The organism is Desulfovibrio sp. JY (genome assembly GCA_021730285.1).
Classification (GTDB): Bacteria; Desulfobacterota; Desulfovibrionia; order Desulfovibrionales; family Desulfovibrionaceae; genus Solidesulfovibrio.
Map to the genome: position 1 here is coordinate 4,318,709 of CP082962.1, position 15,830 is coordinate 4,334,538.

The following is a 15,830-nucleotide window of genomic DNA, read 5'->3' on the forward strand; positions in this document are numbered from 1 at the left end:
TCTGACCGGCGACAAAGCGAGCCCGGGGGGAACATGATTGCCCGAGACCTGCCGCCGGGAGCGGCGGGAAATTTCAAGCCTCTCTCCCGCCCGAAAGCCTGGGCCGGACAAAAAGAAATCATGAGCCGGACACCGCTGGCAACGGCCCTTTTTCTGCTGGCGGCCCTGCTCGCCCTGGCCGCCTGTTCCCGGCCGCCGGCCGATGACGCCGGGCGCAAGGCCCGCGTCTACGAACTGTTCGCCCAATACAAAAAAGATTTCCCCACCGCGCCGGAAGTCTCGGCCGAGGAAGCCGTGTCGCTGTGGCGGCAGGGCAAGCTCCTGCCCATCGACGTGCGCGAGCCGGCCGAGCGGGCCGTATCCACCCTGCCCGGGGCCATCACGGCCGAGGAGTACCTGGCCGATCCCGGCCGGTTCGGCGACAAGCGGCCCGTGGCTTATTGCACCATCGGCTACCGCAGCGGGAAATGGGCCGAGGCCAAGGCCAAGGAAGGCCTGCCCGTGGCCAACATGGCCGCCGGCTTGCTCGGCTGGCTGCACGCCGGCGGCACGCTGGTCGACGCCAGGGGCGAACCGACCAAGACGGTCAACGTCTACGGCCGCACCTGGGACCTTGCGCCCAAGGGTTATATCGGCGTCTGGTGAGGCGGCCGGCCGTAGTAGCGCCGGTAGTGGCGCACGCCCGTCGGATCGCCCAGCCCCAGGCGGCGGCCCAGGAGATAGCCGATAAAAAGCGTGAGCACCCGGACCACGTTGGGGCCAAATCCCCGGCCGGACCACCGCCTGGCCGAAACGGTCAGCCCGCCGCCGAGATAAGCCGTCTCGCCGGCCTCGCGCAGCCTTAGCGCCAATTCCACGTCCTCCATGAGCGCCATGTCCGGAAAGCCGCCCGCAACGTCCAGGGCCTCGCGCCGGAAAAACTGGCCCTGATCGCCAAAGCTTAGGCCCGTGGCCCGGGCGCGCAGGGCGTTTAAGGCGGCAATGCCCCAAAGCCCGAAACCGCCGCCGGAAAAATCCATGCCCACCGCCCCGCCGGAAAGGCGCAGGTCCCGGTTGAGGGCGAAAAGCACCCGCCCCGGCACGTCCGGCCGGCACACCGCGTCGGCGTGGACCACCAGCACGGCCTCGCCGGCCCAGGCGGCCAGGGAGGCCAGGGAGGCCAGGGCGGCGGCGATCTGCCCCCCCCGACCGCCCGTTGCCGCGACCACCCGCGCCCCATGGGCGGCGGCCACGGCGGCGGTGGCGTCGCTCGAACCGCCGTCGGCGACCACCACCCCGGCGAGGGTTCCGTCGGCAAGCCCCGAAGCCAGGGACGTGAGGCACGCCCCGAGCCGCTCGGCCTCGTTTCGGGTCGGGACCACCACCCAAAGCCGCGCCACCGGCGCAAAGCGCTTGCCGGCGACCAGCAGCAACGGACGTCGCCAGCCAAGGATCGTCAACGCGACAAACGGCAGCCAGACGACCGCCATGGCCCAGGCCTCGCCGCCAAGCCCGCCGGCCCGGAGCCAACTCGGCGCGGTCACAAGGCCCTGGCCGGCCAAAATCCACCAGTAGGCCCAGCCCGGTCGGGCCAAAAGCAAGGGCACAAGTGGCAGGAAGTACCAGGGATAGACCGTGGGCAGGCAGGCGAGCCCGACGGTCAGCCCGGCGATGGGGCCGCGCCGATCGTCCTGGACCGTAAGCCACAGGCCGGTCAGACAAGCCGCGCCAAGGGCCAGGGACGCCCACGGGGCCGCACTTCCGAAAAGTGGACGTAGTCCGGCCGCAACCGGCCCGCCATGGGCGACATAGCCGGCAAAAGCGGCCAGGGAAGTGAAAAGATGCCCCCCGGCCGGGCCATACAGCCCGAAGAGCGCCAGGGGCAGGCAGGCCGTCCAGGCCTTGCCGGCGTTGGTCCGGTGCAAAAAGAAAGGAACAAGGAGCACGGCCGGGTATTTCACCATGGCCGCCGCGCCGAGCAGGAAAAAGCCCATCCGGTCCCGCCTGGAGGCAAAAGCGCCCACGGCCAGGGCTACGCCGAGGGCCGCGAACGCGTCGCAATGCCCCTCCCCGGCCGCCATGGCAAGCGAGAGCGGATTGGCCACGCACAAAAGCAAAAGCGCCGCCGGACGTCCCGTGCGCCACACCCAGACGGCCGCGGCCAGGCACAGCGCAAAGTCCGCCAGGGCGGCCACCGCCTGAAACGCGCCCGGCGTCGGGGAAATCGCGGCCACCAACCGGCAAAAGAGCTCGGCCAGAGGCGGATAGGCGGCAGAGAGTTCCGGGTGGTTGACCCGGCCAATCACCGGGCGCAGGGCTTCGGGCAAAAGCCGCAACGTTTGCGGATCACCCGGGGCCAGCAGATACGGATTGCCGCCGGCGGCTTGCAACGCGCCTTCGACGATGTAGCGGTTGACGTCGGAGTCGGCCGGCCAGGCCCACACAAAGACCAGACGCAGCCCAACGCCCAGGGCAAGGAGCGCCAGGACCGCCCTGCCCCGCCCGAGCGCCGGAAAGCGGACAACGGCCCAGGCCAGCCCGCCAAAGGACGCCAGCCACCAGAAGACAAACCACCATCGCCCGGCTTCCAGCCGCCCGGCCAGCGCCAGCCCGGCCAGGGCGCAGAGCAAGCACAAAAGTGGCGTCGCCGCCCTGGAACTCCACGGCCGGGGAACTCCTTTCCCTGCCCCGCCCGGGAGGAAATCAGGCTTGGCGGAAGGCATGGCTATCCGCCGTTGAGCGACCAGTCGTACGGGTCATAGACCAGTTCGTGGCGGGGCGCGGCGTCCATTTCCCCGGCCAGGGGGGCATCGGCGAAGCGGCGGATGAAGGCCCACACCCCGGACTCGCCGCCGAAATCCTCGCCGTACCAGTCGAAGATGCGACTCACATGCAGCGCGCCGTCCTTGAAAAAGGTGTTTTTCGGGTTGTTCACGAAGGCCCGGGTCGCGGCGTCGAGCTGGGCGTCAAGCGTCTCGCCGCGATACGGCGCGCCGGCCAGGGGCGGACAGCTTATGGAGGCGCAGTTGACGGCGAAATGCACCCGGGGGTCATGGAAACGCGGCCGCAGGATGCCGTGCTCGATGTCGTCGAGGCTCACCACCCCGTCCCGCAGACGCACGAAGGACCGTTTCCACGGCGAACGAAAAAGACTCCCCGCCTCCTTGATGGAACGAATGCCCGGGTAATGCTCCAGGATCAGCTTCAGGGTCCAGGCGTTATAGACATTGATATAGTAGGCGAATTGCTCCTGGGGCGAGAGCGCGGCCGGGTCGACCCGGGCCATGGCCTCCAAGGCCGCGTCGAGTTGCGCTTCCTCTTTTTTCAACCCGGCATAGTCCACGCGCCCGTCCGCCACATGGCGCGCCAAAAGCCGGCCATACCCCGCGTCGTCGCCGGCAACAGCCGGCACGGACACGACGGCCGCCAGAAACAACACCATCGCCGTCAGCAGAACAATGCGCCTATTCATAAAAGAAGCTCAATAATCCTGATCTCTCTTTTGCCGCAAGCCTGCCATAAGCACGTTCATGTTGTCATCAGGCAAGAAGGTTTCTTTTTTTGCGGAACCCTATTGAGCCTGGCAAAAAAAAGTTCCATACTGGAAGAACCGTGATATGTCCGCTATTCGTTGTCCGTTTTCACCCAACAAGTTAAACGTTACGCTTCACGAGCAAACAACACGCGACACACTATGCCAGACTGCCCACGTCCGCCCAACCACCTGCCGGCAGGCCGGCGCGCCCCGCCAGCGGCCCCCTTGCCCGGCATTCTGACCGGGCGGGAGACCGGCCCTCCGCCGGACGCGTCCCCGGACAAAAACGCCGCCCGGACCGGACCGGCCTGGCCCCCGGGCGGCCCCTGGCGCCTGCTCGTGGTCGACGATTCCACCATCAACCGGCACCTCGTGCGGCTGTACCTGGAAGAGGCGCCCGTTGTCCTGGAAGAAGCCCGAAACGGCCGGGAAGCGCTGGAACGGTTCGTCGCCGGGGCCTACGACTGCGTCATCATGGATACGATCATGCCGGTCATGGACGGCCTGGAGGCCACGCGCCGCATCCGGGCCCACGAAGCCGGACGCGGCCTGGCTCCGACTCCCATCGTGGGGCTTTCGGGCAGGGCACTCAATGCGGACGAAGCCGCCTGTCTGGAAGCCGGCTGTACCCTTTTCCTGCGTAAACCCGTGCGCAAGGCGACGCTGCTCGCAGCCCTGGCCGGAATTTTGCCCAAGAAGCCTCCGCAGTGATGCCCCTCGAAAAGAGGCTGGGGGGAAACCTTTCTTGCAGAAAGGTTCTCCCCCCAGACCCCCTTTCCAAAGACTCTTCAACAGAGCCGAATCACCACAGAGCTACAAGGAATATCTAGATAATTTAAACAAGCGTGATCCGTCTAATCCAGTTCCTGGCAAAGCGCCTGGCCCAGGCCCCCGTAGCGCAAGGGCCGCCAGGGCACGCCCGGCGTGGCCACGGTCCGTTCGAGCAGTTTGCCGTTTACGCCGAACCACGCCGCAGCATTGCGCTTGATCCGCCGGCCGGCGCAGTCCAGCAGGATGCGCTCCACACTGTAGGCAATGGGTTGCCCGTCGCCGTGCTCGGCGGCCAGTTCCCGGCCTTCGTCCTCGGAAAAGACCCGCTTCACACGGACCCAGACGGTGTTTCCGGACACCCGCACGGAGTGGCGGTCATAGTATAGTTCCACGGACTGGTCGTCGTGCGCGCCCAAAAAGACCCAATCCGTGGCCAAAGCCGGGCTGGCCACAGTCACGGCAAGGACCATGAAAAAGCAGGTCCGCATCACGCCGCCTCCCGATAATTTCGTGCCATTTCCCATGGTTTCCGTGTATCATCGGCGCGGCGCGGGCACAATATCCCGATCGGAAAGCTTCCCGACCGGGATCGCCCCAATCCCTTTGACGCGCCTGGGAAACGGCCTTATTGGAATGTCGGGGAGTCGGACAGGTCGTCGTCGCGGGCCTTTTGGCCCGGGGAGGAAAGTCCGGGCTCCATAGGGCGGGACGCTGGGTAACCCCCAGCGGGAGCGATCCCGGGAGAGCGCCACAGAAAGCAAACCGCCGGCGCATGCGCCGGTAAGGGTGAAACGGTGGGGTAAGAGCCCACCAGTTGTCGCGGTGACGCGGCAAGCTCGGCAAGCCCCGTTCGGAGCAAGACCAAATAGGAGGGCGTCAAGGCTGGCCCGGCCGTGCCCTCGGGTAGGTTGCTTGAGGCCGCGGGTAATCGCGGTCCTAGAGGAATGACGACCGCCCCGGAATCTCCGGGGAACAAAACCCGGCTTATCGGCCGACTCCCCTTTTTTTCCACCTTAGCCTGAAGGATGTCCCGTGTCCGTTTGGACCGTTCTGCTCGCCGCCGGCTCGGGGACCCGACTCGCCGAAGCCTCGGGCGGCATCAAAAAACAGTTTCTGCGTCTTGACGGCAAACCGCTCTACTGGCGGTCGCTGACCGCCTTTGCCCGCTGCCCGGATGTCGTCGGCGTGGTGGTGGTGTTTCCGCCGACCGAGCTGGACGCGGCCCGGGAAGAGCTGGCCGGATTGCTGGCCGCCCACGATCCGGGCGTGGCGGTCGTCACCACGGCCGGAGGCGTCCGCCGGCAGGATTCGGTCCAAAACGGCCTTGGCGCGCTGCCGTCCGGCTGCCGCTTCGTGCTCGTCCACGATGCGGCGCGGCCCTTTGTCGATCCGGCGCTCATCGGCCGGGTCGTAACCGCCCTTCGCGAGGGACACGAAGCCGTCATTCCGGTGCTGCCCGTCACGGACACCATCAAGGAAGTGCGCGAAGAAACGGTACAGGCCACCTTTGACCGCAGCCGGCTGGCCGCCGTACAAACGCCACAGGGGTTTGACGCGGCCCTGCTGCGCCAGGCCTTCGCCCACGCCGGCGAGGATTTCACCGTCACCGACGACGCAAGCCTCGTCGAGCACCTCGGCCGCCCGGTGCATACCGTACCCGGCCACCCGGACAACCGGAAAATCACCAATCCCGAGGACCTGCTCTTGCTCGAAGACGCCACTCCATCGCCCGTGCCCGTGGTCGGCTACGGCTACGACGTGCACCGCTACGCCGATCCCGCCCACCCCGGCAAACAGCCGGCCCGGCCCATGAAACTCGGCGGCTACCCTATCCTCGGCGCGCCCGAGGTGCTGGCCCATTCCGACGGCGACGTGCTGCTGCACGCCCTGACCGACGCCATCCTCGGCTGTGTGGCCGGCGGCGACATCGGGCAGCTTTTCCCGGACAGCGATCCCGAGTTCGACAACATGGCCTCGGGGGTCTTCGTCAGCGAGGCGCTGCTTCTGGCGCGCGACCGGGGACTTGCCATCACCCACGTGGACCTGACCGTCATCGCCCAGATTCCGCGCATCGGACCCCATGCCCAGGCCATTCGCCTGAACGTGGCGGCGCTTTTGGGGCTCGACAAGTCCCACGTCAACGTCAAGGCCACGACCGAGGAAGGACTGGGATTTACCGGCGAGAAAAAAGGCATCAAGGCCATCGCCCTGGTCACGGGCTGGAAGCTCGCATCGAAATAAGCATTGGGGGAAACCTTTCTGAAGAAAGGTTTCCCCCCGGACCCCCTTTCCAAATACCATGTTGGCCTCGACCCTCAAACTGGCTGATAGTGCCAGTAAATGTGCTCGTAGACACAAACGAGGCGAGGAGACCAACATGGCAGGACAAGCGTTATCCCAACTTCAAGCGTTTGTGGAGGCTTCACAAGGTCGATCTTTTTTTGTCGGATTGGATGTCCATAAAAATAGTTATTTTGTTGCGTTACGTCGGTTTGATGGAGTCGTCCACACCTTGGTGATGTCGGCGAGCCCGCAGGCTCTGATCGACAAATTGGCCGCGGTGGGCGTCACCGTGGCCATGGCGGCCAGTGAATCCGGGCCGACCGGATTCACCCTGTCCAGAGCGCTCACAAAGGCAGGGATTCCCAATCTCGTGGCGGCTCCCAGTCGGATTCCCCGCCCCGTGGTCTGGGGCGCAAAAACAGACCGGCTCGATTGCGTCAAACTGGCCGATTACGCCGCCAAGGGGATGCTGCGTCCCATCGCCGTGCCGACCGAGGAGCAAGAAGCCCAGAGGAGCCTGGAGCGCCGACGACACGATCTGGCCGACGACCTGCGTCGTGTGAAACTTCGCATCCATTCCCATCTGCTTTTTTTGGGCCTTACCGAACCACCCAATCTGAAATACTGGAGCAAGGTCGCTGTAGCATCCCTGCTTAAACTGCCCATGCATCAGGCTGCCCGGTATACGCTGGAAAGTTTTGTGCGGGAGATGCATGCCATCACCAGCGAATTGTCCCTCGTTGAACAGCAACTTGAGACAATTTGCCGCCAGGGAGAGCATGACAAAGTCATCAAGTGCCTGCGCACCGTGCCCGGTGTGGGGCCGCTCATCGCCGCGACCTTCCGTCTGGAGTTGTTTCAGCCGGAACGTTTCAGCCGGGCCGAAGAGGTGACAAGCTATCTGGGACTTGCGCCCATGGTGCGCCAGAGCGGCGAGAGCAAGGGCCGGGCCAGGTTACGGCCCGTGGGGCAGACCAAACTGCGAAGTCTTTTAGTGGAGGCGGCCTGGAAATGGCGCGCACACGATCCGAAGGCTCAGGCCTGGTATCACAAGTTGCTGGGGAAAAGCGGCCTGGCCCAAAAGGCCATCACAGCCTTAGCTCGAAAACTGGCCATCATTTTGTGGCGGCTGAGCCTGGAGAAACGAGCGTACCGATTTGAGGCGGTTATGGCGTGAAACGGCGGCGGGCGAGGATCACGCCGGCTCTGGGAAGCCCCGTGCTCCTCGCCCGCCAAGAGGGTATTGCAGCGCCAACAAGGACCTGTGGCAACGAACGGGGAAGACTGAAAGCCTAACAGCCAACAATTTTTCGGATTGGTCGCGGAAAAGTCTGGCCGCATGGCGGCGTTTCTCAAATGGCGAAAATCCGAAAACTACCGAATCGGTACTTGGCGCTTCGGGCGCGAATAGGAAACGGGCGGTTAGACTACATCAGCCGGCTTGACTTCGGGCCACATAGGAAAGACTTTTAACGATAACAACTTGTCACCGTTAAAAGTTTTCCTGCTTACACACAATCATCAGCTAATTGTCAGCGGTCATTGTTTTGTGTATTTTCTGGGGGTTGGAGGCGCTGGATATGGCAAGAAACATTGTGCAATTCCAGAAGGGTATGAGCGAAGATGCGTTTGAGGCGCAATTCGGCACCGAGGAGAAATGCTGGGCACACCTCGTGCAATGGCGTTGGCCCGAAGGATTCGTTTGTCCAATTTGCGGCAGGGATAAGTACTCGCTGCTTATTGTTGGCAGGCGACGGCTCTTTCAGTGCTCACATTGCCGTACGCAGACTTCGGTGACCGCTGGCACAATCTTCGCTTCCACCAAAGTTCCCCTCAAGAAGTGGTTCCGCGCCATTTATCACCTCACTCAAAGCAAGGGCGGCATCTCCAGTGTCGAATTAGCCCGCAGACTTGGTGTCACGCAAACGACGGCCTGGAAAATGTCTCACAAGCTGATGCAGGTCATGCTCGAACGTGAACACCAGCAACGTCTCACCGGCCGCGTAGAGATGGACGATGCTTACCTTGGCGGTAAACGACGTGGTGGGAAACGTGGACGTGGTGCCCCAGGAAAAATTCCGTTTATTGCGGCAGTTGAAACGACAAAAAGTGGACAACCACACAAGATGAAGCTGTGCCGAGTCAAAGGTTTTCGGCGTAATGAGGTGCAGCGGGCATCTCAGAAAATCTTGCGTTCCGGGACATTGGTGGTGACGGACCGGTTGCCATGTTTTTCCGAGGTCCAGGCTGCGGGCTGTCGGCACGAACCCGTTCAAGACAGTGGCCGCAAGGCTGTGCAGGACTCAGTATTTAAGTGGGTCAACACCATGCTTGGCAATGTGAAGTCAGCATTATTGGGAACATATCGTGCCGTGAGAGGCAAACATGTGTCGCGCTATCTGGCCTCGTTCGGATATCGATTCAATCGCCGTTATGACTTGGCGACAATGCTCACGCGGTTGGCCTGGGTCTCCTTGCGGACGCCGCCCATGCCTTACAGACTGCTCAAACTGGCTGAGGATTGTGCGTAACCAGGAAAGTTTTTGGGAGGGGAGAGCGCGAGAGGGGAACCCTTTTTTCAAAAAGGGTTCCCCTCTCGCATTTCTTTCCTCTCTTCGCCTCCTACCGCGCTTCCACGCGGAGGAGCCGTGGGCCACGGTAGGAACCGTCCGGACCGAAATCGAGGGAGAGCAAGGCCTGGCCGAGCACATCGCAGGCGTGGCAGCCGTTTAGGAGCGGATAGCTGAAGACGAACCCCTGGCCGCCGCCGGGCGGGGTGTTCACGGCGCTCGGGCCCTCGCCGGTCGGCCAGAACATGAGTTCGGGATGGGCCTTTTGCAGGGCGGCATAAACCGGGTCGGCGGCAAGCGGCAGGTCGGCGGGCTCGATTTCGCTCGAAACGAGAGTCGGCGACCCATTGACCAGATAGGTCACGGCGTTGGTGTTGGCCCGCAGCGGAAAGACCATCACCGCCACGTCCACCCGTCCCATTTCCTGGAAAGCCTCCATGTAGCCTTCGCCCTCGAGCAGCTTGTTTACGGCCAGGGCCTGGGGCGTCGCGCCGGTTTGCTCCATGATGCGCGCCAGGCAGCCGGTGGCGTCCTGCCCCTTTTGCAGACAGTCGGTCCAGGCGGCCTCGGGCAACGCCCACACGCCCTTCTGGTCAATGGTTTCCGCGCCATCGGCCAGGGCCAGGCTCTGGGAAAAAAGCGCCCAGACAACCAACCACACGAGAACGCATCCATACCTGGGTCCCATGGGGCCTCCTTTTCCGACCTCCTGCCGACATAGGGGGAATCTGGAGACTCCGCAAGCCAAGCCTATCCCAAAGCACGGTTCAACGTCCGAGGGACCGTCATGGCGATTTCCGGCGGGCCAGGGGCGACGCCGGCGGATTACCGGCCGGCCCATCCCCAAAAGGGGGGAGAACAAATCCCCCTTTCGGGGGATTGGCAAGGGAAGACTTTTTAGGTCACGCTTTTATAAGAAAAGGTAGCGGAAGGATCCGGTCCAGGGGAAGCCAGGGATGCATCCACGCGACGGCGCAATGATACGAATATTTTGAACGGGAAGCAAAGGGAAAATACGCATGTAGCATTGCCATGAAGCCTGGGCCGCTTCGTCAACCTCAACCACCAGGAGGCTTGCGTCATGACCAGCAGTATTGAGAAAGAGTTGTTGAGCAAGATCGACGTACTGCATTTGCCCGGTCCGACGCCGCGTGTCGAGGCCATACGGGAACGCTTCATCTCCCTGACTCCCGAAATCTGCGTGGAACGGGCCCAATACATCACCGAATCGTACAAGGAGACCGAGGACCAGCCCATCCACATCCGCCGGGCCAAGGCGTTGGAAAAGATCCTCGGCCAGATGACCATCTTCATCCAGCCCGACGAAATCATCGTCGGCAACCAGTGCACCAAGCCCCGCGCCGCGCCGGTCTTTCCCGAGTTTTCCTGCAAATGGCTGGAGGACGAACTCGATCGCCTGGAAAAACGCACCGGCGACGTCTTTTTGATCTCCGAGGCCAAGAAGGCCACCCTGCGCGAACTCTTTCCTTACTGGAACGGCAAGACGACCAACGAACTGGCCACGGCGCTCATGCCCCACGCCGCCAAGGAAGCCCAGAAATACGGCGTGTTCACCGTCGGCAACTATTATTTCAATGGCGTGGGCCACATCTCCGTCGACTATGCCAAGGTTCTGGACAAGGGCCTCGACGGCATCATCGCCGAAGCCCGCTCCGAACTGGCCGGGCTCGACATGACCAACCCGGCCCACTCGGCCAAGATCACCTTCCTCAATGCCGTCATCATCTCCAACCAGGCGGTCATCGCCTTTGCCAAGCGCTTTTCCGATCTGGCCGCCGAAATGGCCGAAAAGGAAGCCGACCCGACCCGCAAGGCCGAACTGCTGGAGATCGCCCGGGTCTGCGCCGCGGTGCCCGCCTCCCCGGCCCAAACCTTCGCCGAGGCGCTCCAGTCCTTCTGGTTCATCCAGCTCGTCTTGCAGATCGAATCCAACGGCCACTCCATCTCGCCCATGCGCTTCGACCAGTACCTGTTCCCCTATCTGCTGCGGGACAAGGACCTCGGCGTTGAAAAAGCCCAGGAGCTGCTGGACCTGCTTTTCATCAAGTTCAACGAGATCAACAAGGTGCGTGACGAGGGCTCGACCAAGGCCTTCGGCGGCTACCCCATGTTCCAAAACCTCATCGTCGGCGGCGTGGACCGGGAAGGCGAGGACGCCACCAACCCCCTGTCCTACATGTGCCTCCAGGCCACGGCCAACACCCGGCTCTACCAGCCCTCCATCTCCATCCGGGTGCACAGCGAAACGCCCCGGGCCCTGTACGAGAAAGCGGCCGAAGTGACGCGCCTGGGCCTTGGCATGCCGGCCTATTACAACGACCGCTTCATCATCCCGGGACTGCTCAGCCGCGGGCTCACCCGCGAGGACGCCCGCGACTACGGCATCATCGGTTGCGTCGAACCGCAGGTCGGCGGCAAGACCGAGGGCTGGCACGACGCCGCATTCTTCAATATCGCCAAGGTCCTCGAGCTGACGCTCAACAACGGCGTCGATCCCCTCTCCGGCGAGCGCCTCGGCCCGGAAACCGGCGACCTGACCACGTTCGCCACCTACGACGACCTCATGGCCGCCTACCGCAAGCAGATGGAATACAGCGTCAAGCTGCTCGTGGTCAGCGACAACGCCGTGGACGTGGCCCACGGCCAGCGCGCCCCGCTGCCCTTCCTGTCCTCCCTGGTCGATGACTGCATCGTCAAGGGCAAATCCCTCCAGGAAGGCGGCGCGCATTACAACTTCACCGGCCCCCAGGGCGTCGGCGTGGCCAACGTGGCCGACTCCCTGGCCGCCCTGCGCAAGCTCGTCTACGAGGACAAGGCCGTCAGCCTCGCCGAGCTCAAGGCGGCCCTGGCCTCGGACTTCGCCGGCGTCGAGGGGGAAAGCCTGCGCCAGAGGCTCGTCAACCGCGCGCCCAAGTACGGCAACGACGAGCCCTATGCTGACGAAATCGCCCACGAAGGCGCCCTGATTTATTGCAAGGAAGTCGAGAAATACACCAATCCCAGGGGCGGGCGCTTCCAGCCCGGCCTGTACCCGGTCTCGGCCAACGTGCCCCTGGGCACCGTCGTCGGGGCCACCCCGGACGGGCGCAAGGCCGGCACGCCCCTGGCCGACGGCGTCTCGCCGGTGTCGGGCATGGACCACTCCGGCCCCACGGCCTCGGTCAAGTCCGTCACCAAGCTCGACCACGTCATCGCCTCCAACGGCACCCTGCTCAACATGAAGTTCCACCCGAGCGCCCTCAAGGACGGCCAGGGCATCTCCAACCTCATCGCCGTGACCGAGACGCTCTTTAACGGCGGCGGCACGCATATCCAGTACAACGTCATCAGCAAGGACACGCTCACCGACGCGCAAATGCACCCCGACAACTACCGGGGCCTGGTCGTGCGCGTCGCCGGCTACAGCGCGTTCTTCACCTCCCTTGACCGCTCCATCCAGGACGACATCATCTCGCGTACCGAGCAGATGTTCTAGCCGTCCGCAAGCGGAAACCGAAAGCCGCCGCCTCGCCTGGGAGGCGGCGGCTCCCCGGACGCCCGAAAAACGGCCACGGGGCGATGCCCATGCCGCCCCTTCGGCCCGGCATGGCAAACGGAGCCACCATGACCTTGCGCAAGAAATTTCAGCTTTTCTCCCCTCGGGGCGTCGACGCCGACGACACGACCGGCGTGGTCAGCGACTTCCAGCGTTTTTCCATCCACGACGGCCCCGGCATCCGGACCATCGTCTTTCTCAAGGGCTGCCCGCTCCATTGCCTGTGGTGCCAGAACCCGGAAAACATCCGGCCCGCCCCCCAGCTCATGTACATCGCCGCCAACTGCATCCGCTGCGGCAAGTGCGTGGAGGCCTGTCCCAATCACTGCCTCACGGCCACGCCGGAGGAAGGCATCGTCCTTGACCGGGAGCGCTGCGCCCTGCCCCAGTGCGGGCAATGCCAGCGCGTGTGCTACGCCAACGCCCTCACGGTCTGCGGCCGCTACCTGAGCGTGTCCGAGGTCATGGAGGAAGTGGAGCTCGACCGGGAATTCTACGACCGTTCCGGCGGCGGCGTGACCTTTTCGGGCGGCGAACCCTTCGCCCAGCCCCGCTTTCTGGAGGCGTTGGCCGAGGAGGCGAAAAATCGGGGCCTGCACACGGCCGTCGAAACCTGCGGTCAGGCCGACTGGCAGGTCATGAGGCCGGCCCTGCGCCACATGGACCTGGTTCTTTTCGACATCAAGCACATGGACGCGGCGGTCCACAAGGAACTTACGGGATCGACCAACACGCGCATCCTGGCCAATCTTCGCGCCATCGACGACATGGGCATCCCGACGCGCCTGCGCCTGCCGCTGATACCGGGACGCAACGACTCGCCGGAAAACCTGCGCCGGACAGTCGCCCTGGCCGCCGAACTCAAGCATCTGATCGCCCTGGACATCCTGCCCTACCACCGTATGGGCGAACCGAAATGGCAACAATTGGGCCAGGACTACGCCCTGCACGGCCTCGTTCCCCACGGCCGGGACGAGGTCGAGCGGCTCACGGCGTCGCTGCAGCCGTTTCCCATCGCGGTCACCATCGGCGGTTGACCGCGAAAGCCCTCCGCGCTGAGCGCCGGGGGAGACGATGCGTCTTGTCGCCGTGTCGCCGCCACGGCCGTCTCTTGGCCTCGAAGGCCTGCGTCATGCCATGGGAGTTGCCCCGGTCGTGAGGGCAGGCTGGGGGGAGCGCGGCGGCAAGGGGACCGTCGCGCAAATGAGGAGCAGTGTGCCAACCGCCGCCTCCTGCCCGCATTTCCGGGCAGGAGGGCCGAAAGTCCGGTTGGCGAACACCGTGTCGAAGGAATGCCTGGGCAAACAGCCCATTCCCTCCCGGAGGGGAAGGGATAACGGTCGAAACGCCGCAAGGGAGGGAACCATGAGCGCGCCGTCATTGAGCAAAGAGATGTTCTCCGAATTCCTGGGAACCATGATCCTCATCATCTTCGGAGCCGGAAGCGTGGCCATGAAGGTCTTTTTTGGCGATGCACTCAACATCTCCTGGGATACGATCACCTTCGGCTGGGGCCTGGGCGTATTTTTCGGGGTGCTCGCCAGCCTGCGTTCCGGCGCGCACATCAATCCGGCCGTGACCCTGGGGCTCGCCGTCACGGGTCGCTTCCCCTGGAGCAAGGTGCTCCCCTACGCCCTGGCCCAGACTGCCGGCGGGTTTCTGGGCGCGGCCATCGTATTCCTCGATTTCAAGGCCAAATGGCTCATGGCCGACCCCGCGCTGGTCAAAACGGCCGGCATCTTCTGCACCTTCCCGGCCGTGCCCGGCTTCTGGCCCGGTTTCATCGACCAGGTCATCGGCACCGCCGTGCTGCTCTTCGGCATCCTTTCCATCGGCGACTTCGGGGCCAAGAACAAAGTGCCCTGGATCGGGCCCGTGGCCGTGGCCATGCTGGTCATGGCCATCGGCATGAGCCTTGGCGCCATGAACGGCTACGCCATCAATCCGGCCCGCGACTTCGGTCCCCGGTTCTTCGCCCTGGTGGCCGGCTTCACCCAGCCCAACCTGATGGACGCCAGCATCGTGCTCGTGCCCATCCTTGGTCCCCTGGTCGGTGGCGCGCTTGGCGCGTTCGTGTACGACATGACCACGGGCGCCTTGAACAAAGACCCCGATGCCGAGTTTTGCGAAGACGGCGCGCAGGCGTGCGAGTCATGACCACGCGCCGTGCGCCCACGGGGACACGACACAGCATACATTGCGTTGTTTCCTGACATACTGGCGTACTTTGGATGGACGCAACGCGAACCCGCAACCGCACCCCCGGGCCGTCGTTTCGCTTTCGAGGCGACGGCCCGGCCGGCGGGCGTCTGGCCAGCAGCGTGGCCCGGCACGACACGACACGACAAAGGGGACATACCCTTGCCAGCAAGCCCAGGATATCGCATGCTTTAAACGCCGCCCCGGCAAGACGCACTGGCAGGGAGGAAGCTCATGGGACCGACGGCAGCCAAGCCTCCGATCACGCTTTTTATCGCCGATGACCACCCCTTGCTGCGCATCGGCCTGCGCTTGGCCTTCGACAGCATAGACACCATCACGATCGTCGGCGAATCGGACAACGGCTTCGACACCATCGAAAAGATCCAAAAGACCGTTCCCGATGTTGCCCTCATCGACATCGACATGCCAGGCCTCTCGGGTATCCCGGCCATCCGCGTCTTGCGCAAGGTCTTGCCGGCCATGAAGATCCTGGCCCTCTCCACCTACAACGACACCAATTACATCAAAAACGCCATGCAGGCCGGGGCCGACGGCTACGTGCTCAAGACCATCGGCATCGACAACCTGGCGCGCCTCATCGAGGCCTTCCATGCCGGCGAGCCCATCGTTTCCCCCTATCTGGTCAATCTCTCCATCGACCTGGCCCCCGAGGATGCCCAACCGGACCTCCCCATCGAAGCGCTCACCCATCGCGAGATGCAGATTCTGCGATCCATCGCGGCGGGAAAAAACAACAAGGATATCTCGGCGCTGCTTTTCCTGAGCATCGAGACGGTCAAGTCGCACATCAAGCATATTTTCAGGAAACTCCACGTCAACAACCGGTTCGAAGCCGTGATCGCGGCCCGGGAAGCCAAGCTGATCGATTGACGGCCCCGCATGGCCCTTGGCCACGAATCGATCCGTCCTCTCA

Annotated in this window: 13 protein-coding genes and 1 other RNA gene; 10 read left to right on the forward strand and 4 right to left on the reverse strand. The window is 63.8% G+C overall.

Features of this window, described 5'->3' with window-relative positions; all coding sequences use genetic code 11:
* The first annotated feature begins 33 nt into the window (after positions 1 to 33).
* Positions 34 to 645 carry a rhodanese-like domain-containing protein gene (locus tag K9F62_19360; GenBank protein ID UJX40821.1) on the forward strand — a complete coding sequence of 204 codons (612 nt, stop codon included), beginning with the start codon at positions 34 to 36 and terminating at the stop codon, positions 643 to 645.
* Here the strand turns inward: K9F62_19360 and K9F62_19365 are convergent.
* Positions 627 to 2,702 carry a glycosyltransferase gene (locus K9F62_19365; protein ID UJX40822.1) on the reverse strand — a complete coding sequence of 692 codons (2,076 nt, stop codon included), beginning with the start codon at positions 2,700 to 2,702 and terminating at the stop codon, positions 627 to 629. The genes K9F62_19360 and K9F62_19365 overlap by 19 nt on opposite strands.
* A gap of 2 nt (positions 2,703 to 2,704) precedes the next feature.
* The gene (locus K9F62_19370; protein UJX40823.1) at positions 2,705 to 3,451 is read right to left on the reverse strand and encodes a DUF547 domain-containing protein; all 747 of its coding nucleotides are present in this window, start codon (positions 3,449 to 3,451) and stop codon (positions 2,705 to 2,707) included.
* Between the two features lie 222 nt (positions 3,452 to 3,673).
* Between K9F62_19370 and K9F62_19375 the strand changes: the two genes are divergently transcribed.
* A complete protein-coding gene (locus K9F62_19375) occupies positions 3,674 to 4,225 on the forward strand; it encodes a response regulator (protein ID UJX40824.1) in 552 nt (183 codons plus the stop codon).
* Between the two features lie 143 nt (positions 4,226 to 4,368).
* Here K9F62_19375 and K9F62_19380 read toward each other — a convergent pair whose 3' ends face one another.
* Positions 4,369 to 4,773: a hypothetical protein gene (locus tag K9F62_19380; GenBank protein UJX43255.1), complete on the reverse strand. Its 405-nt coding sequence runs from the start codon at positions 4,771 to 4,773 to the stop codon at positions 4,369 to 4,371.
* Positions 4,774 to 4,925: 152 nt separating this feature from the next.
* Here K9F62_19380 and rnpB point away from each other — a divergent pair.
* The 4 genes from rnpB to K9F62_19400 all read left to right on the forward strand — a co-directional run bounded on the left by rnpB (position 4,926) and on the right by K9F62_19400 (position 9,099).
* Positions 4,926 to 5,288: RNase P RNA component class A (gene rnpB / locus K9F62_19385), an RNA gene on the forward strand.
* A 29-nt stretch (positions 5,289 to 5,317) separates the two neighbouring features.
* Positions 5,318 to 6,526: a 2-C-methyl-D-erythritol 4-phosphate cytidylyltransferase gene (gene ispD / locus K9F62_19390; GenBank protein UJX40825.1), complete on the forward strand. Its 1,209-nt coding sequence runs from the start codon at positions 5,318 to 5,320 to the stop codon at positions 6,524 to 6,526.
* 136 nt (positions 6,527 to 6,662) lie between these two features.
* Complete coding sequence (locus K9F62_19395) at positions 6,663 to 7,745, forward strand: IS110 family transposase (protein UJX40826.1); 1,083 nt, start codon at positions 6,663 to 6,665, stop codon at positions 7,743 to 7,745.
* A gap of 403 nt (positions 7,746 to 8,148) precedes the next feature.
* The gene (locus K9F62_19400) at positions 8,149 to 9,099 is read left to right on the forward strand and encodes an IS1595 family transposase (GenBank protein UJX40827.1); all 951 of its coding nucleotides are present in this window, start codon (positions 8,149 to 8,151) and stop codon (positions 9,097 to 9,099) included.
* Positions 9,100 to 9,190: 91 nt separating this feature from the next.
* Here K9F62_19400 and K9F62_19405 read toward each other — a convergent pair whose 3' ends face one another.
* On the reverse strand, positions 9,191 to 9,826 hold the full coding sequence (locus K9F62_19405; protein ID UJX40828.1) for a hypothetical protein: 636 nt from the start codon (positions 9,824 to 9,826) through the stop codon (positions 9,191 to 9,193).
* A 393-nt stretch (positions 9,827 to 10,219) separates the two neighbouring features.
* Between K9F62_19405 and K9F62_19410 the strand changes: the two genes are divergently transcribed.
* The 4 genes from K9F62_19410 to K9F62_19425 all read left to right on the forward strand — a co-directional run bounded on the left by K9F62_19410 (position 10,220) and on the right by K9F62_19425 (position 15,787).
* A complete protein-coding gene (locus K9F62_19410; GenBank protein UJX40829.1) occupies positions 10,220 to 12,634 on the forward strand; it encodes a glycyl radical protein in 2,415 nt (804 codons plus the stop codon).
* Positions 12,635 to 12,762: 128 nt separating this feature from the next.
* Entirely contained in the window at positions 12,763 to 13,731 is a 969-nt protein-coding gene (locus K9F62_19415; GenBank protein UJX43256.1) for a glycyl-radical enzyme activating protein, read from the forward strand.
* Between the two features lie 328 nt (positions 13,732 to 14,059).
* Complete coding sequence (locus tag K9F62_19420) at positions 14,060 to 14,851, forward strand: aquaporin family protein (GenBank protein UJX40830.1); 792 nt, start codon at positions 14,060 to 14,062, stop codon at positions 14,849 to 14,851.
* A gap of 276 nt (positions 14,852 to 15,127) precedes the next feature.
* The gene (locus K9F62_19425) at positions 15,128 to 15,787 is read left to right on the forward strand and encodes a response regulator transcription factor (protein ID UJX40831.1); all 660 of its coding nucleotides are present in this window, start codon (positions 15,128 to 15,130) and stop codon (positions 15,785 to 15,787) included.
* Positions 15,788 to 15,830 lie beyond the last annotated feature (43 nt).

Coding starts and splice junctions, on each gene's coding strand:
- K9F62_19360 (UJX40821.1), top strand. CDS start 34: ATGATTGCCCGAGACCTGCCGCCGGGAGCGGCGGGAAATTTCAAGCCT.
- K9F62_19365 (UJX40822.1), bottom strand. CDS start 2,702: ATGCCTTCCGCCAAGCCTGATTTCCTCCCGGGCGGGGCAGGGAAAGGA.
- K9F62_19370 (UJX40823.1), bottom strand. CDS start 3,451: ATGAATAGGCGCATTGTTCTGCTGACGGCGATGGTGTTGTTTCTGGCG.
- K9F62_19375 (UJX40824.1), top strand. CDS start 3,674: ATGCCAGACTGCCCACGTCCGCCCAACCACCTGCCGGCAGGCCGGCGC.
- K9F62_19380 (UJX43255.1), bottom strand. CDS start 4,773: ATGCGGACCTGCTTTTTCATGGTCCTTGCCGTGACTGTGGCCAGCCCG.
- K9F62_19395 (UJX40826.1), top strand. CDS start 6,663: ATGGCAGGACAAGCGTTATCCCAACTTCAAGCGTTTGTGGAGGCTTCA.
- K9F62_19400 (UJX40827.1), top strand. CDS start 8,149: ATGGCAAGAAACATTGTGCAATTCCAGAAGGGTATGAGCGAAGATGCG.
- K9F62_19405 (UJX40828.1), bottom strand. CDS start 9,826: ATGGGACCCAGGTATGGATGCGTTCTCGTGTGGTTGGTTGTCTGGGCG.
- K9F62_19410 (UJX40829.1), top strand. CDS start 10,220: ATGACCAGCAGTATTGAGAAAGAGTTGTTGAGCAAGATCGACGTACTG.
- K9F62_19415 (UJX43256.1), top strand. CDS start 12,763: ATGACCTTGCGCAAGAAATTTCAGCTTTTCTCCCCTCGGGGCGTCGAC.
- K9F62_19420 (UJX40830.1), top strand. CDS start 14,060: ATGAGCGCGCCGTCATTGAGCAAAGAGATGTTCTCCGAATTCCTGGGA.
- K9F62_19425 (UJX40831.1), top strand. CDS start 15,128: ATGGGACCGACGGCAGCCAAGCCTCCGATCACGCTTTTTATCGCCGAT.